The 25,116-nt window shown below is 33.7% G+C and carries 22 protein-coding genes and 1 pseudogene; 10 read left to right on the top strand and 13 right to left on the bottom strand.

Annotation, left to right across the window (positions count from 1 at the left end):
- Both ACFSX9_RS11340 and ACFSX9_RS11335 read right to left on the bottom strand, forming a co-directional pair.
- Window positions 1-561, bottom strand: coding sequence for a GNAT family N-acetyltransferase (locus ACFSX9_RS11340; RefSeq protein ID WP_379807723.1), 561 nt, complete (start codon window positions 559-561; stop codon window positions 1-3).
- A gap of 36 nt (window positions 562-597) precedes the next feature.
- On the bottom strand, window positions 598-1,212 hold the full coding sequence (locus ACFSX9_RS11335) for a DUF2238 domain-containing protein (protein ID WP_379807721.1): 615 nt from the start codon (window positions 1,210-1,212) through the stop codon (window positions 598-600).
- A 150-nt stretch (window positions 1,213-1,362) separates the two neighbouring features.
- On the opposite strand from ACFSX9_RS11335, the gene ACFSX9_RS11330 reads away from it, so the two are divergent.
- Window positions 1,363-2,718, top strand: a complete 1,356-nt coding sequence (locus ACFSX9_RS11330) for a M28 family metallopeptidase (protein ID WP_379807719.1) — start codon at window positions 1,363-1,365, stop codon at window positions 2,716-2,718.
- 94 nt (window positions 2,719-2,812) lie between these two features.
- Here ACFSX9_RS11330 and clpB read toward each other — a convergent pair whose 3' ends face one another.
- From clpB to fahA, 5 genes are all read right to left on the bottom strand, one after another.
- Window positions 2,813-5,416 carry an ATP-dependent chaperone ClpB gene (gene clpB / locus ACFSX9_RS11325; protein ID WP_379807717.1) on the bottom strand — a complete coding sequence of 868 codons (2,604 nt, stop codon included), beginning with the start codon at window positions 5,414-5,416 and terminating at the stop codon, window positions 2,813-2,815.
- A gap of 248 nt (window positions 5,417-5,664) precedes the next feature.
- On the bottom strand, window positions 5,665-7,449 hold the full coding sequence (locus ACFSX9_RS11320; RefSeq protein ID WP_379807715.1) for an N-acetylmuramoyl-L-alanine amidase: 1,785 nt from the start codon (window positions 7,447-7,449) through the stop codon (window positions 5,665-5,667).
- 4 nt (window positions 7,450-7,453) lie between these two features.
- Complete coding sequence (locus ACFSX9_RS11315; RefSeq protein WP_379807713.1) at window positions 7,454-8,296, bottom strand: TolB family protein; 843 nt, start codon at window positions 8,294-8,296, stop codon at window positions 7,454-7,456.
- A gap of 150 nt (window positions 8,297-8,446) precedes the next feature.
- Window positions 8,447-9,628 carry a hypothetical protein gene (locus tag ACFSX9_RS11310; RefSeq protein WP_379807711.1) on the bottom strand — a complete coding sequence of 394 codons (1,182 nt, stop codon included), beginning with the start codon at window positions 9,626-9,628 and terminating at the stop codon, window positions 8,447-8,449.
- A 220-nt stretch (window positions 9,629-9,848) separates the two neighbouring features.
- Window positions 9,849-11,135 carry a fumarylacetoacetase gene (gene fahA, locus ACFSX9_RS11305; RefSeq protein ID WP_379807709.1) on the bottom strand — a complete coding sequence of 429 codons (1,287 nt, stop codon included), beginning with the start codon at window positions 11,133-11,135 and terminating at the stop codon, window positions 9,849-9,851.
- 112 nt (window positions 11,136-11,247) lie between these two features.
- On the opposite strand from fahA, the gene glyA reads away from it, so the two are divergent.
- Window positions 11,248-12,522 carry a serine hydroxymethyltransferase gene (gene glyA / locus ACFSX9_RS11300; protein WP_379807707.1) on the top strand — a complete coding sequence of 425 codons (1,275 nt, stop codon included), beginning with the start codon at window positions 11,248-11,250 and terminating at the stop codon, window positions 12,520-12,522.
- Window positions 12,523-12,586: 64 nt separating this feature from the next.
- On the opposite strand, the gene ACFSX9_RS11295 is transcribed toward glyA, so the two are convergent.
- Window positions 12,587-13,612, bottom strand: a complete 1,026-nt coding sequence (locus ACFSX9_RS11295) for a M28 family metallopeptidase (protein WP_379807705.1) — start codon at window positions 13,610-13,612, stop codon at window positions 12,587-12,589.
- Between the two features lie 238 nt (window positions 13,613-13,850).
- Window positions 13,851-15,362 (bottom strand): S8 family serine peptidase, encoded by a 1,512-nt coding sequence (locus tag ACFSX9_RS11290; protein ID WP_379807703.1) that lies wholly within the window; start codon window positions 15,360-15,362, stop codon window positions 13,851-13,853.
- A gap of 236 nt (window positions 15,363-15,598) precedes the next feature.
- Between ACFSX9_RS11290 and ACFSX9_RS11285 the strand changes: the two genes are divergently transcribed.
- From ACFSX9_RS11285 to ACFSX9_RS11265, 5 genes are all read left to right on the top strand, one after another.
- A complete protein-coding gene (locus ACFSX9_RS11285) occupies window positions 15,599-17,158 on the top strand; it encodes a protein adenylyltransferase SelO (RefSeq protein ID WP_379807701.1) in 1,560 nt (519 codons plus the stop codon).
- A 19-nt stretch (window positions 17,159-17,177) separates the two neighbouring features.
- Window positions 17,178-17,513 carry a bacillithiol system redox-active protein YtxJ gene (gene ytxJ, locus ACFSX9_RS11280; protein WP_379807699.1) on the top strand — a complete coding sequence of 112 codons (336 nt, stop codon included), beginning with the start codon at window positions 17,178-17,180 and terminating at the stop codon, window positions 17,511-17,513.
- Window positions 17,514-17,651: 138 nt separating this feature from the next.
- The gene (prfA, locus tag ACFSX9_RS11275; RefSeq protein WP_379807697.1) at window positions 17,652-18,725 is read left to right on the top strand and encodes a peptide chain release factor 1; all 1,074 of its coding nucleotides are present in this window, start codon (window positions 17,652-17,654) and stop codon (window positions 18,723-18,725) included.
- 245 nt (window positions 18,726-18,970) lie between these two features.
- Entirely contained in the window at window positions 18,971-19,786 is an 816-nt protein-coding gene (pyrF, locus tag ACFSX9_RS11270) for an orotidine-5'-phosphate decarboxylase (protein ID WP_379807695.1), read from the top strand.
- A 2-nt stretch (window positions 19,787-19,788) separates the two neighbouring features.
- Window positions 19,789-20,289: a hypothetical protein gene (locus ACFSX9_RS11265; RefSeq protein ID WP_379807693.1), complete on the top strand. Its 501-nt coding sequence runs from the start codon at window positions 19,789-19,791 to the stop codon at window positions 20,287-20,289.
- Here ACFSX9_RS11265 and ACFSX9_RS11260 read toward each other — a convergent pair.
- Together ACFSX9_RS11260 and ACFSX9_RS11255 are read right to left on the bottom strand one after the other, a co-directional pair.
- Window positions 20,286-21,050, bottom strand: a complete 765-nt coding sequence (locus ACFSX9_RS11260) for a TIGR02757 family protein (RefSeq protein ID WP_379807691.1) — start codon at window positions 21,048-21,050, stop codon at window positions 20,286-20,288. The two genes, ACFSX9_RS11265 and ACFSX9_RS11260, sit on opposite strands and share 4 nt — an antisense overlap.
- Window positions 21,051-21,428: 378 nt before the next feature.
- Window positions 21,429-22,082, bottom strand: a pseudogene (locus ACFSX9_RS11255) (ABC transporter ATP-binding protein); the annotation flags it as partial.
- Window positions 22,083-22,235: 153 nt separating this feature from the next.
- On the opposite strand from ACFSX9_RS11255, the gene msrA reads away from it, so the two are divergent.
- Genes msrA through ACFSX9_RS11240 form a run of 3 tightly spaced genes read left to right on the top strand, consistent with a single transcriptional unit; the run spans window position 22,236 to window position 23,949 of the window.
- Complete coding sequence (gene msrA / locus ACFSX9_RS11250) at window positions 22,236-22,889, top strand: peptide-methionine (S)-S-oxide reductase MsrA (protein WP_379807689.1); 654 nt, start codon at window positions 22,236-22,238, stop codon at window positions 22,887-22,889.
- 15 nt (window positions 22,890-22,904) lie between these two features.
- Window positions 22,905-23,573 (top strand): GTP cyclohydrolase I FolE, encoded by a 669-nt coding sequence (gene folE / locus ACFSX9_RS11245; RefSeq protein ID WP_379807687.1) that lies wholly within the window; start codon window positions 22,905-22,907, stop codon window positions 23,571-23,573.
- A 49-nt stretch (window positions 23,574-23,622) separates the two neighbouring features.
- Entirely contained in the window at window positions 23,623-23,949 is a 327-nt protein-coding gene (locus ACFSX9_RS11240) for a hypothetical protein (RefSeq protein WP_379807685.1), read from the top strand.
- Between the two features lie 11 nt (window positions 23,950-23,960).
- Here ACFSX9_RS11240 and ACFSX9_RS11235 read toward each other — a convergent pair whose 3' ends face one another.
- On the bottom strand, window positions 23,961-24,293 hold the full coding sequence (locus ACFSX9_RS11235) for a DUF6787 family protein (RefSeq protein ID WP_379807683.1): 333 nt from the start codon (window positions 24,291-24,293) through the stop codon (window positions 23,961-23,963).
- A 177-nt stretch (window positions 24,294-24,470) separates the two neighbouring features.
- Window positions 24,471-25,073: a DUF937 domain-containing protein gene (locus ACFSX9_RS11230; RefSeq protein ID WP_379807681.1), complete on the bottom strand. Its 603-nt coding sequence runs from the start codon at window positions 25,071-25,073 to the stop codon at window positions 24,471-24,473.
- Window positions 25,074-25,116: the final 43 nt, after the last annotated feature.

The following is a 25,116-nucleotide window of genomic DNA, read 5'->3' as shown; positions in this document are numbered from 1 at the left end:
TTATTTTATGAAATTTCTTTTAAGTAAACTGTAAATCACCGTATCGGTAAATTCATTATTGTAATAAAAATTTTCTACAAAATGTGCTTCTTTTATAAAGCCATTTTTCTGTAAAACTCTCTCGGATGCATTGTGTCTGGAATCAATTATAGCTCCCACAGAATGTAAATTTAAGCTATTAAATGCAAAATCTAACAAAGTTTGAACCGCCTCAGTAACATATCCTTTTCCCCAATATTCAGGCAAGATCATGTAGCCAATTTCTGCTCTATAATGTTCGGGTTCCGTTCTGTAAAAACCCATTATTCCGATACATTTGTCGTTGTCTTTTTCGGTCACTGCCCAGTTGATATCTAAATTCTCTCCAATTTTATCATCAATCATTTTTATATGTGCCAAAGCGCTATCTAAATCGGTTAGCAATGGTCTTGGAATAAATCGCATTGTTTCAGGTTTGCCTCGTAATTCTAAAACTTCAGGTGCATCCGCATTAGTTAGCTTTCGGAACTGTAAACGTTTTGATTCTAATAGAGGAAAAGGATTAAAATTTAGTTCTAACATGTTTATATTTTTGAGTAGGAATTATAATTTTTGAAGTTATTGTTCCGCTTGGATTTCTAATTTATCAATCGAGTTGTCGTGCATTTTACTAAAGAAAACAAGCATACAGATAGCACCAATGGTCGCAAATAGCATATCAGATTGGGTGTCCCAAATATCGCCTTGTGTTCCTAAAAATGAATCGCCACCTTCGCCAGTTCCTAAAGAAACGATCCATTCAATCCATTCATAAGCAGCGCTAATAGCCAAACAAATTGCCACAATTATAAAGTTGAAGAAGCTTTTATTAGCGACTACATTTTTTCGTATAAATAATTCTCGCACTATCATTGCGGGAACAAAGCCTTGTGCGAAATGGCCTAATTTATCATAATTGTTTCTACTTTGATCAAAAACTTCTCTAATCCAATCAAAAAGCGGGACTTCGGCATACGTATAATGACCACCCAAAAATAAAATATAGCAATGAATTAAGATAAAGAAGTAGGTAAAATTAGTAAACTGAAATTTTTTATAGGTAAAAATTAAAATCAACAAGCCAACAATTGCTGGTGAAACTTCTAAAAACCAAGTAAAATATTCCTTCGGTTGAATTCCCGATATAATTAGTCCAATAAAAAATAAGACAATATAGAGTTGTTTTGTTTTCATAAGTGCTAAAGTATGTTTTTTCTTTCAAAAACTAGAAAGTCAAGTCATGTAATTTTACTACTTGATTTAATTGATACAAATTCAAGAAAAATAAAAATTATTCAGACTAATAAAGAGTGTAAGTTTTTTATTAAATTTGAAATAAAAAAAATGAAAAAGAGCTATTTATTTTCCTTACTAATTGTAGGTCAATTTGTTTTTTCGCAGACGGATGAAAAAATTTATGCAATAGTAAAAGAAGTTTCAAGTAAAAGAATAGAAAGTGACATTCGTACATTGGCAGGCTTTGGAACTAGAAACACATTCAGTGACACTATCTCAAATAAAAGAGGAATAGGCGCTGCTAGAAGATGGATAAAAAACGAATTTGATAAGGTTTCTAAGGATTGTTCTAATTGCCTTGAGGTTTTTTACCAAAAAGATTTTGTAACTACAAATGATGGAGAACGCGTCCCAAAAGACACATGGATTGTAAATGTAGTAGCAGTTCAGAAAGCTAAGAAAAAGAGTAACCGATATGTAATTATGTCTGGTGATATTGATAGTAGAAATTCAGATCCAATTGATTTTACAAATGATGCGCCAGGAGCTAATGATAATGCATCTGGAATGGCTGGAACAATTGAAGCAGCAAGAGTTTTAGCAAAATATAAATTTGATTACAATATCGTTTATCTTGGATTATCTGGAGAAGAACAAGGTTTGTTTGGAGGAAAAGGTTTCGCGGAATATGCAAAAAAGAATAATTGGGAAATCATAGGTGTTATTAATAATGATATGATTGGCAATATAGAAGGGGTTGATGGTGTAATTGACAATAGAACTTTTAGGATATTTTCTGAGCCCACACCAATTAATGAAACGGAGAAGGAAAAAAGTAATAGACGTTTTTATGGGGGAGAAATAGACGGAGTTTCACGCCAATTAGCGCGATATATTCATAGACTAACAACTACTTATATGCCAGAACTAAATCCGATGATGGTTTATAGATTAGATCGCTTTGGAAGAGGAGGTCATCATAGACCTTTCAATGATCTAGGTTTTCCGGGCGTTAGATTGATGGAAGCGCACGAAAATTACAACCGTCAACATCAAGATTTACGTGTTGAAAATGGAATTAGTTATGGTGATGTAATTGAAGGCGTAAATTTTGAATATGCTAAAAAGCTAACAGCCGTAAACGCAATTACGTTAGCAAGTTTAGCTTGGGCAACACCTGAACCTACGAACGTAAAAATAGGAGGTGTTGTAGAACCTAACACAAAATTAAAATGGGAAAAAATTGCAGATGAAAATATACTAGGTTATAAGATTTACTGGCGCTACACAACTTCACCTCAATGGGAGTTTAGTAGATTCGTTGGAAATGTGGATAATTTTGAATTAGAAGGTATTGTAATTGATAATTTTTATTTTGGAGTTGCTTCGGTTTCTAAATCAGGACATGAAAGTGTAGTTGTTTTTCCAAATGATATTATTAGAACTACTTTTAAAAGAAAATAAGCTTATCAATTATTTAGCAAAAAAAAAGCACCAACACATTAATGCGTTGGTGCTTTACTAACTAAAACTAAATCCAAACTTATGAAAAATCTACTTATTCTACTAATTCACTTTGGTTTCTAAAAACCAAATTCCCATCAAAACTATCTAGCAAAATAATGCTATCAGTTGTTACTTTTCCTGCTAAAATTTCTTTCGACAATTGGTTTAAAACTTCACGTTGTATTACTCTTTTTACGGGTCTAGCTCCAAATTGAGGATCATAACCTTTATTGGCTAAATAATCTACTGCTTCTGGGGTTGCGTCCATAATAATATTTTGTAACCCAACCATTTTAATGACACTTTTCAATTGCAATCCCACGATTTCTTTAATATTCGCTTGAGTCAAAGGCGTAAACATTACAATTTCATCAATACGATTTATAAATTCAGGTCGAACAGTTTGTTTCAATAAACCCAAAACTTCCACTTTTGCAGCTTCCGTAGCTGCTTCAACAGAACCTTTCAGATTCTCGAACTTCTCTTGAATTATGTTACTTCCCATATTAGAAGTCATAATTATAATCGTATTTTTAAAATCGGCAACACGCCCTTTATTATCGGTTAATCTACCTTCATCTAAAACTTGTAATAAAATATTAAATGTGTCGGGATGTGCTTTTTCGATTTCGTCTAATAACACTACAGAATACGGTTTTCTTCTTACGGCTTCGGTCAATTGACCACCTTCTTCATAGCCCACATATCCTGGAGGCGCACCAACTAATCTACTCACACTATGACGTTCTTGATATTCACTCATATCAATTCGGGTCATTGCATTTTCATCGTCAAATAGATATTCGGCTAATGCTTTTGCTAATTCGGTTTTACCAACTCCAGTTGTTCCTAAAAATAAGAACGAACCAATTGGCTTTTTAACATCTTGCAAACCAGCACGACTTCTTCTAACAGCATCACTAACGGCCTCAATTGCTTCTTCCTGACCTACAACTCTATGGTGTAATTCATCTTCTAATTTTAATAATTTCTCGCGTTCGCCTTGTAGCATTTTCAAAATTGGTATTCCAGTCCATTTCGCTACAACCTCAGCAATATCTTCACGCGTAACTTCTTCTTTAATAAGTGAAGTTCCAGATTGATTTTCGGCTAACTGCACTTGAAAAATATCTAAACGTTCTTGTGCTTCTTTTATTTTTCCGTAGCGAATTTCCGCTACTTTTCCATAATCTCCATTGCGTTCCGCTTGCTCCGCTTCTTGTTTTAAATCTTCAATCTCTTGTTTTACGGATTGGATATTATCTACTACATCTTTCTCCGATTTCCATTTGGTAAAAATTTCGTTGCGTTCTTCTTTTAAATTTGCTAATTCCAATCCTAAACCTTTCAGTTTCGTTTCGTCATTTTCACGCTTAATAGCTTCAATTTCAATTTCTAATTGCATGACTCTTCGATCCAAAACATCTAATTCTTCAGGTTTTGAATTGATTTCCATACGTAATTTAGAAGCTGCTTCGTCAATTAAATCGATGGCTTTATCTGGTAGAAAACGATTGGTAATATAACGCTGTGATAATTCAACCGCAGCAATAATGGCGTCATCTTGAATTCTTACTTTATGATGTGTCTCGTATTTTTCTTTAATACCTCTCAGAATAGAAATCGCACTTTCGGTATCCGGTTCATCGACCACAATTTTCTGAAAACGACGCTCTAAAGCTTTGTCCTTTTCGAAATACTTTTGATATTCATCTAATGTTGTGGCACCAATGGCTCTCAATTCTCCTCGTGCTAAAGCAGGTTTTAAGATATTTGCAGCATCCATAGCACCTTCGCCACCTCCAGCACCAACTAAAGTGTGAATTTCGTCAATGAAAAGTACAATATCGCCTTCGGCAGATGTTACTTCTTTTACTACAGCTTTCAAACGCTCTTCAAACTCTCCTTTATATTTTGCACCAGCAATCAAAGCTCCCATATCTAATGAGAACACTATTTTATCTTTTAGATTTTCAGGAACGTCACCGTCTACAATTCGATGCGCTAAACCTTCAGCAATAGCAGTTTTACCCACTCCTGGTTCTCCAACTAACATTGGATTATTCTTAGTTCTTCGGGTTAAGATTTGTAAAACACGACGAATTTCTTCATCACGACCAATTACTGGATCTAATTTTCCGCTTTTTGCTAACTCATTTAAGTTTTTAGCATATTTATTTAAAGCATTATACGTTTCTTCCGCAGAAGAGGAAGTTACACGTTCCCCTTTTCTTATTTCTGCAATAGCGGCTTCTAAATCTTTTTCGGTTACGCCCTGATCTTTTAGAATTTGGGCTACTTTACTTTTTGATTTAAAAATAGCTAATAGTAAATGTTCGATAGAAACATACTCATCGTTCATTTTTTTAGCGATAATTTCCGCTTCATTCATCGTCGTCCCAGTGCTTCTTGAAAACATAATTTCGCCTCCAGAAACTTTTGGGAAACTTTGAATAGTGCTGTCTAATACTTTTTTGAACAACTCTACATTAACGTTCAATTTTTTTAAAATAAACGGTGTTACATTTTCATCGACTTCTAAAATACCTTTGAAAATATGCTCGTTTTCGAGCTGTTGTTGCCCTAAACTCTGCGCAATTTGCTGTGCTTGTTGTAAAGCTTCTTGCGATTTAATGGTAAATTTATTGATGTTCATATAGTATAGTTTAAGAGACAATTTCTTGTCTTATTTTTTGTTAATTGTTTTCATAAGGAATATTTCAATTTCTATTCCAATACGAAAAATAGGACAAAATGACTGATTTATCTAAGAGTCAATACTAAAGTTACGACAAAATGTCTTAAAAAATGACAAATAAGGCCTAAATCTTTATATCAGCTATTTTTTAAAACAAAAAAAGCACTCGTGAAGAATCAAGAGTGCTTTCGAAAAGAAGGTTTTATTTATTCTTTAATAATCTGTTTTACGAATTCTTGTCCATTAACAATCGTTCTAATGAAATAGACTGAAGAAGGTAAGTTAGAAATATCAATTGCTTCCATTTCTTCCATTTTAGCTTCTTTTATAATTCTTCCATTAATATCTATAATTGAGTATTGAATAGTATGGACATTATCTTGATTTACTTTTAAATTTAAGATTCCATTGGTTGGATTTGGATAGAAAGAAACTACAAGTTTTTCTTGCAAATTGGTATCGTCAGTATTCATTCTAGCTGCTGCACAAGATTTCGCTTTAATAGATAAAGTACCGTTTGAATTATCAATAGTTCCCAAAGCATTTTTAGCTTTTACATAATAGGTAAAAGTAGTTCCCGCTGTAATTAGATAAGTATTTGAAAAAGAAGTATCAGTTACGTCCGAAGCGTATAGATTGCCATTTCTATATATGTCATAAGAAGTTGCATTTGCAGAAGGAGTCCAAGATAAATTAATTACGCTAGTTGCTCCATCACATACAGTGCTTAAAGTAAGACTAAATGGAGAAACTGTAGTACAATTTTTAGCTACAACAGATAAAGTACCATTTGAATTGTTAATGGTTCCCATTGTATTTTTAGCCTTTACATAATAAGTAAATGTTGTACCACCTGTAATTAAATACGTGTTTTCAAATGAAGTGGTGGTAATGTCTGATGCGTATAGATTTCCATTTCTATATACGTCATACGATGTTGCACTAGCGGAAGCATTCCAAGATAAATTTATTTTACTAGTTGCGCCATCACAAATAGCCGACACTGAAGCACTAAATGATCCAGGAGTGCCACATTTTGAAGCAACAACCGCTACAGTTCCGTTTGAATTTGTAGTTTGAGTACCACTAGAATTTTTAGCTTTCACAGAGTAGGTGTGATTTGCACCTGCTACAACACCATTAGTGTTTGTGTAGGTTGTAGTTGTAATATTAGAATCCCATAAAGCACCATCTTTGTAAATATCGTACGAAGTTGCATTTGCAGAAGCTGTCCAGCTTAATGCCATTCTGCTTGTAGTTCCGTTACATTGTGGAGTTACTGTTAACTTAAAAGTACCTGGCGCGGCAACAGCACCATTACATGCTAGATTAATATTAGATTTTAAACCAGTATAAAATCCTAAAGCAAATTTATCGCGCCATGAATCATTTAATAATTTCGCTTTATCGCTAGAGTTATCGACAAAACCTAGCTCATTCAAACAGGCTGTAGTTGATCTCCCTAATATTCCTAAATTATCCCGCAAATAGGGATTTCCACTATTTCTTTTTGCCATACTCCCTTTTAAAGCAAGTTCAGCATTCATTAATTTCGCGTAAGCAAAATGTATTGCATCACTTTGTGAATTTGCCGTACTCTTCGTTGCTGTCGAATAGTAAGTTTCTGTTCCTGTTGCAGTACTTGTTGCCGAGGCATCATTACTTGCATCTCCATCAGCGTTACAATGAATACTTATTAGTCGGTCTGAATTCCAGTTTTGTGCTTGTAACGCTCTTGCACTTACATTTGACCATCCATTTACATTAGTTGTTCTTGACATTCTAACAATAACTGATGAGCAATTATTTGTTAACAGAGTTTTTAATTTTAAACCCACTGCAAGATTAGTTTCAATTTCGGTTGCCGTTCTTCCGTCTGGATTGTTTGATAACGTTGCACCATATCCATGACCAGGATCAATATAAATTACTTGAGCATAAGATGTTACTGATACTATCAAGATAAGCAAAAATGAGTATATTTTTTTCATAGTATTAGAATTTTATTTTAGAAATAATGATGTCGCCCGTTTTTTCGTCAGCATATATGATTTGGTCTTTACTTAAAAAGCTCACATTACTTTCAAAAACATCTTTGGTATTTGTAATTTTAGAAGCTTTTTCATTTTTCACATCAAATAAATAAAGATCAGAATTAGATATTACATGACCGTCATTACTTTCGCTTAAATACCCGAGTAGAAAATTATCGTCATAAGACCATGAAGTAGCAATTCCTTGGCCTAATTTTGCAATTATTCCTGAACCATCAATGTTATATACAAATAGTTCAGAACCTTCATGAACAGCAACCTTTTTACCGTCATGCGATAATGTTGCGCTGTAAAATTGACCGTCATTATTCGTTACAACCCATGATTTCATTGTACTTAAATCAATAGCTTCGATTTGTAACGTTCTGATATTAGTATAAACTACAACTTTTTCTTCACCTTGATAAGAAGGTAAATAATTGTGATCAACAGCTAATTTGCTTGTTTTTTTGTTTTTAATATTGAAGCTAAAAACTTCGGAATCCATTACGTAACCATTTTCAGGTTTTACTTTATAAAAAATAGTTTCATTATCAGAAGCCCAGCTGTACCCATAACCATTAGCTTCGGTAATTGAAATAGGCGTAATCTTTTTTGTTTTTAATTCTAAGAGATAAATTCCGATAAACTGTTGGCCAGTAACTAAAGCAAATTCGCCATTTGGAGAAGTAATCGGACTTGTGTAGAAGTCATTAAATTCCATTTTTTTTGTATCGTACAGATTCTGAGAAAATCCTGCAGTACAAAACAGAATAATTAATAAAAAATGTGAAATTTTTTGCATAATTAATAGTTTTTTAAGGTTAATTAAAAGTAAATGATAGATTTTTAGGATACCAAGATAAAATATTTTTTTAATTTTAACATTATTTTAATAAAAAAAAGCATCTAAAATTAATTTTAGATGCTTCATTATGAGTTAGGTGTGGTAAATTTACCTCCTAAACTTATTATTGGTAATAATATTTTTTAGCTTTAGCTTTAAATCCTCGCCAGTGTCATAAACCATTTGTTCATTAGTTGGAAATTGAACAGCTCTGCGGTCAAAATATTGATAATATGTTTCTTCAACAGCTCGTTTATCGCCATTATAATTAGCGTAAATGTAACTAAAAACAAATTCACTAGTTACTGGATAAGCATCTAATAACTGATTTGTTTTTAAATTGATATAATCCACTTTTGCCGTTACCTTACACGATTTAAACTGCGTAAATTCATAAACACTAACTGTGATAGTCTTCATGTTATCCACCTTAATTACTTTGCCTAAGCTATCTTTTACTACATTTCCATTAGCATCAACTAGGTTTTTTACACCATCTTTAATTTGCTTTTCTTTAATAAACTGTTTTTCCTTGATTTGTTCAGGCGAAATAGCAATTTGTCTAAAATTAACCAGCATCGCAAAATCATAAGTAACGTTCTTCTGCTTGTTGTTGTGATAAACAGTCCATTTATCATTGATGCCATAAGTGCTAAAATCCAGTAAATCATCTTGTAATCGAACCGGAATAACCATATTTGTTTCGTTTTTAGTATAAACGTGAACAAAATCGGTACCTTTAAATTGCGCGTCATCCATCAAAGCTCTAACATCTTTGTAATTTGGATTCAGTTTCTCTAAATAAGTCAAGTCATCAAAAGCTTGTCTAAAATCCATTTTGTTTTTAGAAGTCATTAGCTTTTTAGCGTTTGTATATAAAAATCCTGATAAATTCGATTTACTGTTCACTAAATCATCCGAATAATCATCCATTGGAAAAATCGCATTTCTACCTTCTTTTAGTAATTGCAAAGGCAAAAGCGGTTTAATGCGTTCTTGGCGATTGCTTAACTGGGTATATAAATTATAAATTTTCTCATAATTTGCCGGACTTTTCTCTTTTGACAATAGATTCAGAGTTTCTAAATCACGTTGTTTCGCTTTTGCAAAAGCCTCTTCAAGTAAATAGACATAATCTTGTTTCCCTTTCGCGTTTTTATTGCTTTTCAAGGCATCAATAGCACTATAAATAGCACCATCATAATCGCCGTTGCTCAGCATTGACTGTGTTTGTTTCACACCACAAGATGCTATAACTAGTACTAAAAATAATAAAGTAATTTTCTTCATAAATTAAATATTTTGCCAAAGATAATTTTTTTTCGGAGCTATTTCCAGCTATCCGTTTTATCTTTTTGTTTTTTATGTAAAAACAAAAAGGATGCCACTCCCATCTGGGCTAGGGCAATTGTAGTCTTAATGATGTTTTTGAGTAATTAGAATTAATAAACAAAAATAAAAAAAGACGCTAAAACAATTTCAGCGTCTTTTCATATCTAATTTATTTTTATTAAAATTTCAAATCAATAGCCGGTAAAAGTTTACTTGCAACTTCTCCAAAACCAATTCTGATTCCGTCTTTTTCACAGTAACCTCTAATAATAACCGTATCATTATCATTGATGAATTTGCGTTCAGAACCATCATTCATTTTTACAGGATTTTTTCCACCCCAAGAAAGTTCTAACATTGAACCGTATGAATCAGCTGTTGGACCAGAAATTGTTCCACTTCCCATCATATCGCCACTGTTTACTCTACAACCATTTATTGTATGATGAGCCAATTGTTGTGCCATTGACCAATACATATATTTAAAGTTGGAACGAGAAACTACAGTTTCTTCTTTATCTTCAGGTTGAATTGCTACTTCTAAGTTGATATCGAATCCTTTTTCTCCTTTTTGTTGCAAGTAAGGCATTGGAGTAGGTGATTGCTCCGGACCTTTTGTTCTGTAGCTTTCTAAAGCATCCATAGTTACAATCCAAGGCGAAATTGACGAAGCAAAGTTTTTAGCTAAGAACGGACCTAACGGCACATATTCCCATTTTTGGATATCTCTTGCGCTCCAGTCATTGAATAAAACCATTCCGAAAATATGCTCTTCTGCTTCATCCACTGGAATTGGTTCTCCCATTAAATTGGCATCGGTAGTGATAAAAGCAGTCTCTAATTCAAAATCTACTAATTTAGACGGACCAAAAACAGGAGTTGTTTCCCCATTTGGTAACGTTTGTCCATAAGGTCTGTGCACCGGAATTCCAGAAGGTACAATCGTAGAACTTCTTCCATGATATCCTACAGGAATGTGTAACCAGTTTGGTAATAATGCATTTTCAGGGTCACGAAACATTGCTCCAACGTTTGTAGCGTGTTCTTTTGAACTATAAAAATCAGTATAATCACCAATTTGAACAGGCAAAAGCATTTCAATTTCGTCAACACAAAAGATAACTACATCTCTGTGTGATTTATTATCTCTTAATTTCGGATTGGTTTTGTCGAAAAGTTCAGCTAAACGATTACGAACCAAACGCCAAGTTTTCTTACCGTCTGAAATAAAATCGTTTAAGGTATCTTGCATAAACATATCGTCTGTCAATTCAATACCTTCAAAGTAACCTAGTTGTTGCAGTGCGCCCATATCAATGGCGCAGTTACCAATTCTTGTTCCAATGGTAATTACGTCTTCTCTAGTAATGAAAACTCCAAATGGAATATTCTGAATAGGGAAGTCGCTATTTTGTGGAACCTCAATCCAAGATTTTCTATTTGGATCATTCGCAATATTTGGCATATCTATATTGTTAGTTAGTTGTTGAAAAATTATCAATCAAATATAAAATTATCTAGCAATGTAACAAACCTTTTTCGTAATTTTGACCTAATTTTAACGAAACTTTATTGCAATGCAACGCGACGAACAAATTTTTGATCTAATTCTTGACGAACAAGATAGACAAATTCACGGAATTGAATTAATTGCTTCTGAAAACTTTGTTAGTGACCAAGTAATGGAAGCTGCAGGTTCATGTTTAACCAACAAATATGCTGAAGGCTATCCAGGTAAACGTTACTATGGGGGTTGTGAAGTGGTAGATATTGTAGAACAAATTGCAATTGACAGAGCAAAAGCTTTGTTTGGCGCAGCTTACGCGAATGTACAACCACATTCTGGTTCTCAAGCTAACACAGCAGTTTTTGCAGCTTGTTTAAAACCAGGAGATAAGATTTTAGGATTTGATTTATCACACGGAGGCCATTTAACACATGGTTCACCAGTGAATTTTTCAGGTAAATTATATGACCCAGTATTTTATGGAGTAGATGAAGAAACAGGTGTTTTAAACTATGATAAAATTCAAGAAATTGCTTTAAGAGAAAAACCAAAAATGATTATTGCGGGTGCTTCGGCTTATTCTCGTGATATGGATTTTGAACGTTTTAGAGCAATTGCTGATAGTGTTGGTGCTTTATTACTAGCTGATATTTCGCATCCAGCGGGATTAATTGCTAAAGGTTTATTAAACGATCCAGTTCCACATTGTCATATCATTACAACTACAACTCACAAGACTTTAAGAGGTCCAAGAGGTGGAATGATTATGATGGGTAAAGATTTTGAAAACCCTTGGGGATTAACTACGCCAAAAGGAGAAATCAGAATGATGTCACATATTTTAGACATGTCTGTTTTCCCAGGAAATCAAGGTGGACCATTAATGCATATTATTGCAGCTAAAGCAGTAGCATTTGGAGAAGCTTTAACGGATGAATTTTTCCGTTATTCAATGCAAGTACAAAAAAATGCTAAGGCTATGGCTGAGGCTTTTAATAAAAGAGGTTATAAATTAATTTCAGGTGGAACAGACAACCACATGATGTTAATTGATTTAAGAAACAAAGGAATTTCTGGAAAAGACGCTGAAAACGCTTTAGTAAAAGCGGAAATCACTGTTAACAAAAATATGGTTCCTTTTGACGATAAATCACCTTTTACTACATCTGGTATTCGTGTGGGAACTCCTGCAATCACAACGCGTGGATTAGTAGAAGAAGATATGGAAACAGTTGTAGCTTTAATTGACAAAGTATTAACAAATCATACAGACGAAGCTCTTCTAGAACAAGTAGCAGAAGAAGTAAACGATTTAATGAGCGAAAGAGCAATGTTTGTTTTCTAAAAACAGCAGTCTTTCTCTAATATAAAAAAACTCCTAAGATTTCTTAGGAGTTTTTTGTTTATAATTATTTTCCGTCTCTGTCGACTTTGATTTTTTCAGCTCTGTTAGCTAATTCCCAAGTTAAAGCAAAAGCTAATTGCGCACGTTTTGCTAAAGCATCGTATTCAATTTTATCTGGAGTATCTCCAGGCTGATGATAATCTTCGTGAACTCCGTTAAAAAAGAAGATTGCAGGAACTCCATTTTTTGCAAAATTGTAATGGTCTGAACGGTAATAAATACGCTCTGGATCATTTCGGTCGTTGTATTTATAATCCAATTCCATTTTAGTATATTTTGAATTCGCCGCTTCGTTGATAGCGTGTAATTCACTACTTAATCGGTCTGAGCCAATTACGTAAATATAATTGTTTGTATTTGGGTGTAAAGTATCTCTTCTCCCAATCATATCGATATTGATATTCGCAACCGTATTTTTCAAAGGATATAATGGGTTTTCTGCATAAAAGCGCGAACCGTGTAATCCATGCTCTTCACCAGTTACGTGTAAAAATAGAACAGAACGTTTTGGTCCATGTCCATTTTTGCTAGCTTCTTTAAAGGCTTGCGCAATTTCTAGCAAAGCAACAGTTCCAGAACCATCGTCATCTGCGCCATTATAAATTTCACCGTTTTTCATTCCGATATGATCATAATGTGCCGAAATAACAACAATTTCTTCTGGTTTCTCGCTTCCTTTGATAAAAGCCCAAATGTTTTCTGAATCCCCTAATTTAGGAGAAAACCCTCTTTTCATAAACTCAGAAGGTACTTTTTGATACCAATCCGTAGCAGCTTCAGGAAAAGAAATCCCCATTTTTTTGTATTCTTCAATCAGGTATTTTCCTGCTTTTTTCTGTCCGGGCTCGCCTGTGTTTCTACCTTCCATATCATCACCAGCAACAATGTATAAGTGTTTGCTTAATTCTGGAGCTGTAATGGTGTTGAGGTAATTACTTACTACATCTTGATCTTTTACTACTTTTTGAGCAGTGGAACAACTGGCTAACACAAGGGTTAGGATAGCGGTGCTAAATACTATTTTCTTCATTAAATTTATATTAATTGATTAACAAATATAGCAATACTATTTATTTTGTCTCTATTCCATTTCTTAAAGTTATCATATTTATACTTAATTTAATCGAAGTGGACTTTTAAAACGATCTAATGTTGAGTTTTTTACAAATAATATAAGTGAAGTTTTACAGTGCAACACATTTTTGAAATAAAGAAATCCATCTCAAATTATCTTCGAGATGGATTTCATAATTATAGTGCAACGTTTATTATTGTACTGCTAAAGCTGCATTAATGTTTCCATAACCAAATTTACTATCTCTAGTAGGATAGTTTGAAGACGATTTTTGCAATTTAGTTAATACCTGTGCTCTTGTCCATGAAGGGTTTTTAGACCAAACTAAAGCCGCTATTCCTGCGGTAGTTGCAGTTGCAACTGAAGAACCACCCACATAATCCGTCATGTTTTCATAATAACTTAAAACTGGCGCTGTGTTTCCTGTCGCTTTACGTTCCATCACAACTGTAAAGTCCATTTGTGCACCTGAGTGGCATATACTGCATTTAGTATAACCTGCGCCTTCTTTAATTCCGGTTACTGCAACAGTTTCAGGCATCCAAGCTGGGAAAATTACACCTACAAAACTTGTGAAACTTGTTGAAGTTCCACCAGCACAAAATATTAATTTGCCTTTTCCATGCGCATAACGTACACCATCAACAATTCGACCAATAGAAATAAAATGCCCCATAGACATTGAAATAATTTTCACATTACTATTATTTCCTAAACCTGTAAAAGCATTTTGAACTCCTTTATGTTCGTGATATCCTTCTAAAACAACATTCGCAGAAGCGCGATAAGAAATTAAATTCGCATTATATGCAACTCCAACTGGTAATCCTTTATTATTTCTAGGTGCTGTTGCAGTAGCAGTCATACTCGTTCCGTGACCACATTGATCGTTAAATCCATCGGTAGTAGTTGCCCATAATAAAGCAGAATCTACGTAAGTTCCAAATTTTTGAACCGTTCTACCAGAAGATGCTCCGTTGTTAAAATTACTTCCTAATAAAGATTGACTTGGCGAAACTCCGGTATCAATTACACCAATAGTAACTCCAGCTCCCGTACTTTTTGCCCATGCTGTAGGAATATTGTGGTTGTAAAAGTTCCAAGGCACTTTTGCACCTGGTGTTATAGTAGTATAATCTGAGCTAACTAAAGTTGTTGCTTCAAATCCACATCCTGAACCGCCACCGCCACTTCTTTGATTTGTTTGTGCGTAATTAGAATAACGATAATCTGCGGGTTCAACGTAGCGTACGTTTTTATTATTTCTAAGCAAATACAACGTTTTCTGATCGGTAACAATAACATCGATAATATTCAAAACTTCGTCCTTATAAATTAAAGTTTTCTCTATTGAACCCTTTTCATTTTCAGTGATAGTATTTAAAATAGTAGCAACAATTTTGTCGGAATTTGTAGAATTAGCTTTTATGTAATCTTCTTTTGAAGTTCCATAACCTATAGTTACAATATTTGATCCATGTTGCGAAGCACTCCACAAGACTTGTAAGGACGCATTTTCCCAGTGAAACTGTCCAGTATTCTCAACAGAAGCGTCAATAATCTCATTTATTTGTTGAGGTGATAACAATTCTTTGTTGAAATCAGTTCCATTTACTTGGTTGTTGCCCTCCTCGAAGTCGTCATTACATGCAACTGTAAAACTTAGAAGTACAAGTGCTGTAATTTTTAAAATTTTGTTTTTCATTGGTATGTTAGTTTTTATGGTAAGTTGTTACGAATATAATAAAAATTTTAATTAAAACTTGTTATAAGATTATTTATAGTTCTAAATTTCAAAGCTTTATGTTTTAAATTGGCTTAAATACTAAGAAATTTGTTAGTTCTAAACTTTACTAATTTTAACAAAATTTGAGGAATTGCGGTGTTTTTTTAAAAGTTACAATGAGTATCTTTGTTAATTAACGAGTTCATTCAAACTTTATGAAATTATTTTTAGACGATACCTTTAACAAACAACTTCCCGCTGATCAGGAAACCACAAATGAAAGACGACAAGTGCATCAGGCTGCGTTTTCTTATGTAACTCCGCGTGTTCCTTCGGAACCTAAATTGGTTCACGTTGCGGATGAGGTTGCAGCTGAATTAGGTTTTACAGACGAATTCATAAATTCTCAAGAGTTTTTAGATTTGGTTTCGGGAAGTACAGTTTATCCAGATACTAATCCTTATGCAATGGCTTATGCCGGACATCAATTTGGTAATTGGGCCGGACAATTAGGTGATGGAAGAGCAATTAACCTTTTCGAAATTATAAATAATAATAACCGTTTTACCTTACAATTAAAAGGAGCAGGGGAAACGCCTTATTCTAGAACTGCCGATGGTTTTGCCGTTTTGCGTTCTTCGGTTCGCGAGCATTTATGCAGTGAAGCAATGTTTCATCTGGGCGTTCCTACAACGCGTTCTTTGTCATTAATTACCACAGGAAATAAAGTTTTAAGAGACGTAATGTACAACGGAAACGCCGCGTATGAAGAAGGAGCAGTCGTTTGTAGAATTGCACCCTCTTTTATTCGATTTGGTAATTTCCAGCTGTTCGCAGCTCGAAAAGACATTGAAAATCTTCAAAAATTAGCAGATTATACCATTCAATACTTTTTTTCGGAAATTCAAACATCTGGAAAAGAAAAATACTTACAATTTTATCAAGAAATAATTAATAGAACGGCAGAAATGGTTGTAGAGTGGCAACGTGTCGGATTTGTACACGGCGTTATGAATACCGATAATATGTCGATTTTAGGCCTAACAATCGATTACGGACCTTATGGTTGGTTAGAAGATTACGATCCAGATTGGACGCCAAACACAACCGATGCCGAAGGAAGACGTTATCGTTTTAAAAACCAACCCGATATTGCTTTGTGGAATTTAGTCCAACTCGGAAATGCTTTATATCCGTTAATTGAAGATCTGGAGGCGATGGAATTGGTTTTGAACAGTTTTACCCAAAAATTTGATGTGAAATTTCCAAAAATGATGCAGGATAAAGTCGGACTTACGTCGGATTATAATGCGGAATTTCAAGACGAACTCATTACATTATTAACCGCTTCAGAAACCGATATGACGATTTTCTATCGAAATTTAGCTACTATTCTAAAATCAGATACGCCAGAAATCGCGTTCACTAAAATCGAAATTGCATTTTACCAACCTTCTAAAATCAACACAACTTTAAAAACAAGTTGGTTAAATTGGATGGAAAGTTATTTGGAACAACTAAAAGTCGAAACGAATTCAGACGAACAACGAAAGCAAGCAATGAATTTGGTAAACCCAAAATATGTATTGCGAAATTATATGGCACAATTGGCAATCGAAGCCGCCGAAAAGGAAGATTATACCTTAATTGACGAACTGTATAAATTATTGAAACAACCTTACGACGAGCAACCAGAATTCGAAAAATGGTTTGCAAAACGTCCTGATTGGGCGAGAAATAAAGTCGGTTGTTCTATGTTATCATGTAGTTCTTAAAAAAAAATAAAAAATAGATATGAAAAATTGGAAACCTATTACCACAGAACAAGATGTTTTAAATATTGTTGAAAATTCAGTAGAAAAGCCTCAAATTATTTTCAAAGACAGCACCACTTGTGGTATCAGTGCTTACGCAAAAGAACGTTTACAAGCCGGAAATGATTTACTAATCGATAAAGCCGATTTCAATTATTTGGATTTATTGAATTACAGAGGAATTTCAAACTTTATTGCGTCAGAATTGGGTGTTATTCATCAATCGCCGCAAATTATCGTGCTTAAAAATAAAGAAGTTGTTTACCGTTCTTCGCATCACAGCATTCAGGCAGCTGAAATTGCAAAAGTTTTGTAGCAAATTTTTAATTCTTAATTGGGTTTATTTTTTAATACTAATTGTAAGTGATTGAAATTCAATCGAAAAGAAATAAACCAGAAAGTTTTATACTTTAAACTAAAATTGTAACTTTGCACTCCAAAATATACGACTCCGATGTTAGATAGATTACAATATATAAAACAACGTTTTGATGAAATTTCAGATTTGATTATTCAACCTGATGTGATTATGGATCAAAAACGTTATGTACAATTAAATAAAGAGTACAAAGATTTAAAAGCTTTAGTTGAAAAACGTGAAGAATATATCGCAATAGACGAGAATATTAAAGAAGCGAATGAAATCTTAGATGATGGTTCTGATGCCGAAATGGTAGAAATGGCCAAAATGCAATTAGACGAAGCTAAAGATCGTTTGCCTGAGCTTGAAGAAGAAATCAAATTTATGTTGATTCCTAAAGATGCTGAGGATGCTAAAAACGTAATGGTTGAAATCCGTGCGGGAACTGGAGGCGATGAAGCGTCTATTTTTGCTGGAGATTTATTCCGTATGTATACAAAATATGCAGAATCTCGTGGTTGGAGAACTTCTGTTGTAGATATGAATGAAGGAACTTCTGGAGGTTTCAAAGAGGTGATTTTTGAAGTTTCAGGAGAAGATGTATATGGAACTTTGAAGTTTGAAGCGGGAGTTCACCGTGTACAACGTGTTCCTCAAACTGAAACCCAAGGTCGTGTTCACACTTCTGCGGCAACGGTAATGGTTTTACCAGAAGCGGAAGAATTTGACGTTCATATTGATATGAATGACGTTCGTGTTGACTTTTTCTGTTCGTCAGGTCCTGGAGGTCAGTCGGTAAATACTACGAAATCTGCTGTTCGTTTAACGCACGTTCCATCGGGATTAGTGGCACAATGTCAAGATCAAAAATCGCAACATAAAAATAAAGATAAGGCTATGGACGTCTTGCGTTCTCGTTTATACGAACAAGAATTAGCAAAAAAACAAGCGGAAGATGCTATCAAACGTACTTCGCAAGTGAGTTCAGGAGACCGTTCTGCAAAAATTAGAACCTACAATTATTCACAAGGACGCGTTACAGATCATAGAATTGGCTTGGACGTTTTTGATATGGATGGCGTAATGAACGGAAAAATTCAAAAATTCGTAGAAGAACTTCAGTTGGTAAACAATATGGAGAAATTAAAAGAAAACGAAGTATATTAAACGCATACAAATACGATTTAAAAATGTCAGACCTCATAAGTTTGACATTTTTTTTTTGAGTGAATGTTTCTGGCATTTTTTGGAATCCATTTTCCCGCTTTCCGTTGCAATCTTTTTATTTTTGAAGGAAAAATAAAAAGGATTTCCACTTCACTCGGGGCTAGCAGGAAACTATTCGAATTTTTGTTTCGTTTTTATTTCAAACTATCAAAAACTTTGCGAACTTTGGCGTCAAACACAACACAATGACTACAGAACAATTAACGGACCAGATCCATACCAAAAAATCATTTCTTTGTATCGGTTTAGATGTCGATATGACAAAAATCCCAACACATTTATTAACTACCGAAGACCCGATTTTTGAATTTAACAAAGCCATAATTGATGCCACGCACGATTTATGCGTTTCCTACAAACCAAACACTGCTTTTTACGAAGCTTATGGCATAAAAGGTTGGCAATCGCTAGAAAAAACCATCAATTACATCAATGAAAATTATCCAGAAATCTTCACCATTGCCGATGCAAAACGCGGCGATATCGGAAATACGTCTTCAATGTATGCCAAAGCATTTTTCGAAGATTTAAACTTTGATTCCGTAACTGTTGCTCCTTATATGGGAAAAGACTCAGTCGAACCTTTCTTAGCCTTCGAAAATAAGCACACTATTATGTTGGCTTTAACTTCAAATGAAGGTGCTTTTGATTTTCAAACTAAAAATGTAGCTGGAAAGGAACTTTATAAAGTAGTTTTAGAAACTTCAAAAAACTGGAAAAACGCTAAAAATCTAATGTATGTTGTGGGTGCAACCAAAGCGGAGTATTTCACAGAAATCAGAAAAATTGTACCTCATAGTTTTTTATTAGTTCCAGGAGTTGGAGCCCAAGGCGGAAGCTTGCAAGAAGTATGCAAATACGGAATGAGCGAAAACGTTGCTCTTTTAATTAATTCTTCTCGAGGCATTATTTACGCTTCAAACGGAACTGATTTTGCTGAAAAGGCTAGGGAAGAAGCGTTGAAACTACAACAAGAAATGGCAGTTATTTTAAATAAATAATTATGACTAAAAAAGACTTTTTTAGAGTTTTAATAAAGATTTTTACCCTTTATGGTTTACTTATCAGTGTAGTTTCTTTTATCAATCAAATAGCTTTATTAGGTCAATCGTTTAATGATATTTTCTTTCTTGTCGCAGTTATTGGAAGTTTTTCGGTAGCATTAATTTTCCTGTATTTGGTAATTAATTTTACAGATAATATCATAAGCTTTTTAAAACTTGATAGTGGATTTGATGACGATAAAATAGTCTTTGGAAATTTAAACAATCAATCGCTCTATAAAATTGCGATTGTACTTCTTGGTGGTTTTTTGATGGTTGATGCATTTCCAAGAATTATATTAGATCTAGTTAATTCGTCAAAGATTTTAGTATCAAATAATCAATTATTTAATCAAGAAACTGATTATTATTGGGTAATTATAAGAGTCTTTAATCTGGTAATTGGTTATGTATTAATTACAAACGCTAGTAGAATCGCTAAGTTTTTGGACAAAAACTAAAACGCTTCAAAAATTCCTAAACCAAACAACGCAAAGTCATATTTAACCGGATCATCTTTGTCGAGAATACGCAAATTTGCATCTAATTCAGCTAAAGCTTTCGCGTCATTTTGTTTTCGAGTTAATAAGCCTAATTTTCGAGCTACATTTCCAGAATGAACATCAAGCGGACAAGATAATTGAGCTGGTGAAATGGTCTTCCAAATACCAAAATCGACACCTTGGTTATCCTTTCTGCAATTCCAACGCAACCACATATTAATTCGCTTACTGGCCGAATTCTTAAGTGGATCCGAAACGTGTTTTTGGGTTCTTGGCAAATGCTCAATTTCAAAAAACAATTTCTTAAATTCCGAAATCGCATTTTGCATCGAATCTTCTTGTTGATGTTTGACGAAAACGGCTTCTAAACCGTTGTGATTGGTATAAATGTGTTGCAAACTTTTGATAAACGTAGCAAAATCGGTTCCGTTAAAAGTTCGATGTACAAAATTCTCCAAAGGTTCCAATTGTGAGTCAGAATGCGACATTACAAAATCGTATGGCGAATTCCCCATAAAATCCATCATCTTCTTGGCATTGTTGATGATCATTTTACGATTTCCCCACGCAATTGTCGAAGCTAAAAATCCTGCAATTTCAATATCTTCCTTTGCCGAATACAAATGCGGAATTTGAATCGGATCGCTTTCAATAAATTTAGGTTTATTGTACAGCTCGACCTTTTCGTCTAAAAATTCTTTGAGTTCGGATTGTGTCATTATTTTTAATTTAACATTTAAGTCATATAAGTTAATTACAAACTTATATGACTTAAATGTTTATATGAAGACTACCATCTTAACGTTAACTAATACAATTAATTTAAATCAATTCTACATTTTTCTAAAACCGATAAAAATACTGACCACACCTATTAAGCATAATGGTATTCCTGTAACTAAACTTAAAGAATTTCCAAAAATCAAGGCTATAATTCCAGAAGTCAAAGAGGCAACTCCTAAAATAATACTTTTGATGCCGCTTTTTCTTAAAGCTGCTTTATCGATAACAGGATAATTATTTTGTGGTATTACTTGTGGCGTATTTGGCTTGTTGTATAAAGCTGAATGTTCTACAGTATGCGTTTCGCTGTCAATTATGTCACCATCGACCATAATTAATTTTCGATCCGCCATATTGGCTAGTTCTTCGTTGTGGGTAACAATTACAAAGGTTTGCCCGAATTCATCACGTAATTTAAAAAACAATTCGTGTAAGGTTTCAGCAGTATGTGTATCTAAATTTCCCGAAGGTTCGTCAGCAAAAATAACCGCAGGATTATTTATCAAAGCTCTTGCTACGGCTACACGCTGTTGTTCTCCTCCCGAAAGCTCACTTGGTTTATGATGCGTTCGCTCAGCTAATCCTAGATAAGCTAACAAGCGATGCGCTTCTGCTTCCACTTCTTTTTTCTCACGATTAGCTATATATCCTGGAATACATACATTTTCTAAAGCAGTGAATTCAGGAAGCAATTGGTGAAACTGAAAAATAAATCCCAAATGCGTATTACGGAATTTAGATAAAGCTTTGTCTTTTAAATTCAAAACCGATTCACCATTAATCTCTAATACGGTGTCACTTGTTTTCTGAGGCAAATCTAAAGTACCTAAAATTTGCAACAAAGTCGTTTTCCCCGCGCCCGAAGCACCTACGATTGAAACAATTTCGCCTTTCTGAATGTGTAAGTCAACACCTTTTAAGACGTGTAACGAATCGTAATATTTATGTAGATTTTTTGCAACTATCATATTCCAAGATTTCTACAAAGTAACAAAGAATTTTGACGAATAAAAAAACTAATCGAACGCTATTCTCGTATATTAAAGTATAAAGTTTCGTTAAATTGTAAATAGTGTTTAATTTTTACGTAAATTTGTTAAACAAAATAAAAGAATCACCGTATGAAAAAGAGTATAAAGTTGTTTTCTTTAGTTTTAAGTGTCGTTTTTAGTTCGTGTACGGCTAAAGAAAAGCCTATTGTTAGAGAAGAATTTAAAGAACCAATTAATATAAAAACAAAAGAAGGAATGGAAATAGCAACATTTGCAGGAGGCTGTTTTTGGTGTACAGAAGCCTTATTTTTAGAGATAAAAGGAGTTGAGAAAGTAGTTTCAGGGTATATAGGGGGAACAGTTAAGAATCCTTCTTATAGAGAAATTTGCACAGGAACTACAGGCCACGCCGAAGCAATTCAAATTACTTTTGACCCGAAAGAAGTAGCATTCGAGGATTTATTAGAGATGTTTTTCGGAACACATGATCCAACATCTTTAAACCGCCAAGGAGCAGATGTGGGAACTCAATATAGAAGTGAGGTTTTTTATCATTCAGAAGAGCAGAAAGATAAAACTGAAAAATACATTCAATTGTTAGAGAAGGAAAAACTATATAGCAAAGCTATTGTAACAAAAGTATCTTCAGCAACTATTTTCTATCCAGCGGAAGATTATCATCAGAATTATTACAATCAAAATTCAGGTGAAGGGTATTGCCAAATGGTAATTGCACCTAAACTTGAGAAACTAAGAAAATATTACAAATCAAAATTAAAATAAAAGGGAGAAATTGCTATGAATACAACTATTGAAAAAGAAATATTTGATATTATTGGTGATAATCATCAAATGACATCTGCAGAAACTCCTTTAAGACCGGATGCTTTTGCAAAATCAGATGCTGACAAAATGAAAGTTATTGAACAACACTTTGAAATTATTATGAAGGAGTTGGGCTTAGATCTAACGGATGATAGTTTGCAAGGAACGCCGCACCGAGTGGCTAAAATGTTTGTTCAGGAAATATTTTCAGGCTTAAATCCGGCCAATAAACCAAAAATTTCGGTTTTTGACAATTCGTATAATTATGATAAAATGCTAGTTGAAGCGAATATTACTTTCAATTCAACTTGTGAGCATCACTTTTTGCCAATCGTAGGAAAAGCACACGTTGGTTACGTTTCTTCTGGGAAAGTTATTGGTTTGTCTAAATTGAATCGTATTGTTGATTATTACGCAAGACGTCCGCAAGTGCAAGAACGTATGATTATGCAAATTTTCAACGAACTTAAAACAGTTTTAGAGACTGATAATGTTATGATTGTTATGGAAGCAACTCATTTATGTGTTTCGAGTAGAGGTATTAAAGATGAAAGTAGTTATACGTCCACTTTGCAATATGGTGGTGTTTTCAATCAGAAAGAATTTAGAGATGATTTCTATAAAATGATTCATAAAGAATAATTTTGGCATTAGTTTTGTATATTCGTAGTAGAATTTACAACTATAAATAATGACAGAAATTATAAACGAATCAGAGATCAATTCTCCTTTACCGCCTGCGAAAAACGACAAAATGTCAAAGTTAATGCTTTGCTTATTGTTCGATGGGATAGGAATGTTGTCTTATGTAGTTCCTGTTTTTGGCGAAGCAATTGATTTCATTTGGGCACCGATTGCTGGAGTTTTATTAGTGCTAATGTTCAAAGGAACAGTAGGGAAGTTGGCAGGAGTTTTTGGTTTTGTAGAAGAATTATTACCATTTGTTGATATCATTCCAACGTTTACTATTACGTGGTTTTATACCTACATTATCAACGGAGGAAAAGGACAAGAATAAAAAAAAGGAGCTTATTGCTCCTTTTTTAGTTTTGAATCTACATATCTTGAAATAAATCCTAATCTTAAGCGATCTAACATTTTCTTTTCGAATTGCCAAAAGAAGTCAAACTCTCCAAAAACAAAGCCTACAAACACCAGTAAAACTTGATATATCGGGAAAATTAACAATATTCTTAAAACCCTATATAGCCAATGCGGGTCAAATGTTTCTGGAATGCCTATTAAATTTAAAAACGGTATCGCTAATTTTAATGAGCTGTAACCCGTAATTGCAAACACAATAAATATTTTTGTTATTTGCCAGTTGCTCGTTACATTCCAGCGTTCTTTAAGTTTCTTCATAATTATATTCTGGGAACAAATCCTCCTAATTCTTGTTTAAATTAAACGTTACATATAGAAGGAATAGCGTTTAATTTGTAATATTAATTTATTAATATGTTCATTTTTGACGAACCATAAAGGTAAAAAAAAGCATCGACATTGCCGATGCTTTTATGAAATATTAAAAATTGTTTCTTATTTACCGAAAAGTTTACCTAATAAACCTCCTAGACCATCTTTTTTGTTAACTGCTGCCATTGCATCGCTAGCATCTAATTTTCCATCACCATTCTGGTCGAGCATAGAAGTTAATCCGCCCGCATTTCCGCCCATTAATCCGCCTAAAATATCGTTTAAGCCTGATCCAGTAGAAACTCCATCTTTTTTAGTTTGTTTAGCTAAATAACCCATAATAATAGGAGCAAGCATAGGTAGAATCTTTGAAATCATACTAGAATCAACGCCAGTTTTAACACTTAATCCTTTTACCATTTTGTCTTGATTGCCACCTAAAACATGACCTAAGATTTTACTTCCATCAGAGAAATCGCCACCTTTTAAAAATCCACCTAAATTATCTAGAATACTTCCATCATGTTGTCCGCTAGTTAGAGCGCTTAACAATCCTGAAGCTCCTTCTTTAGAAGAAATATTATTTTGCATTTGACTCAAAAGAGCTGGCAAAGTTGAAGAAACGACTTTAGTTGCTTGGGATGCATCTAAACCTGTTTTTTCGGAAACACTTCCAATGATTTGTTTCCCCATATCGCTATTTAGTAAATCTAAAATTCCAGCCATAATTTTATTGTGTTAAGTTTATCATTTAAAGATATAAAAAATA

It is taken from the genome of Flavobacterium ardleyense (genome assembly GCF_042686085.1).
Lineage (GTDB): Bacteria > Bacteroidota > Bacteroidia > Flavobacteriales > Flavobacteriaceae > Flavobacterium > Flavobacterium ardleyense.
The sequence above is the reverse complement of the archived record's forward strand: the minus strand, read 5'-3'. Positions and strand labels throughout refer to the sequence as shown.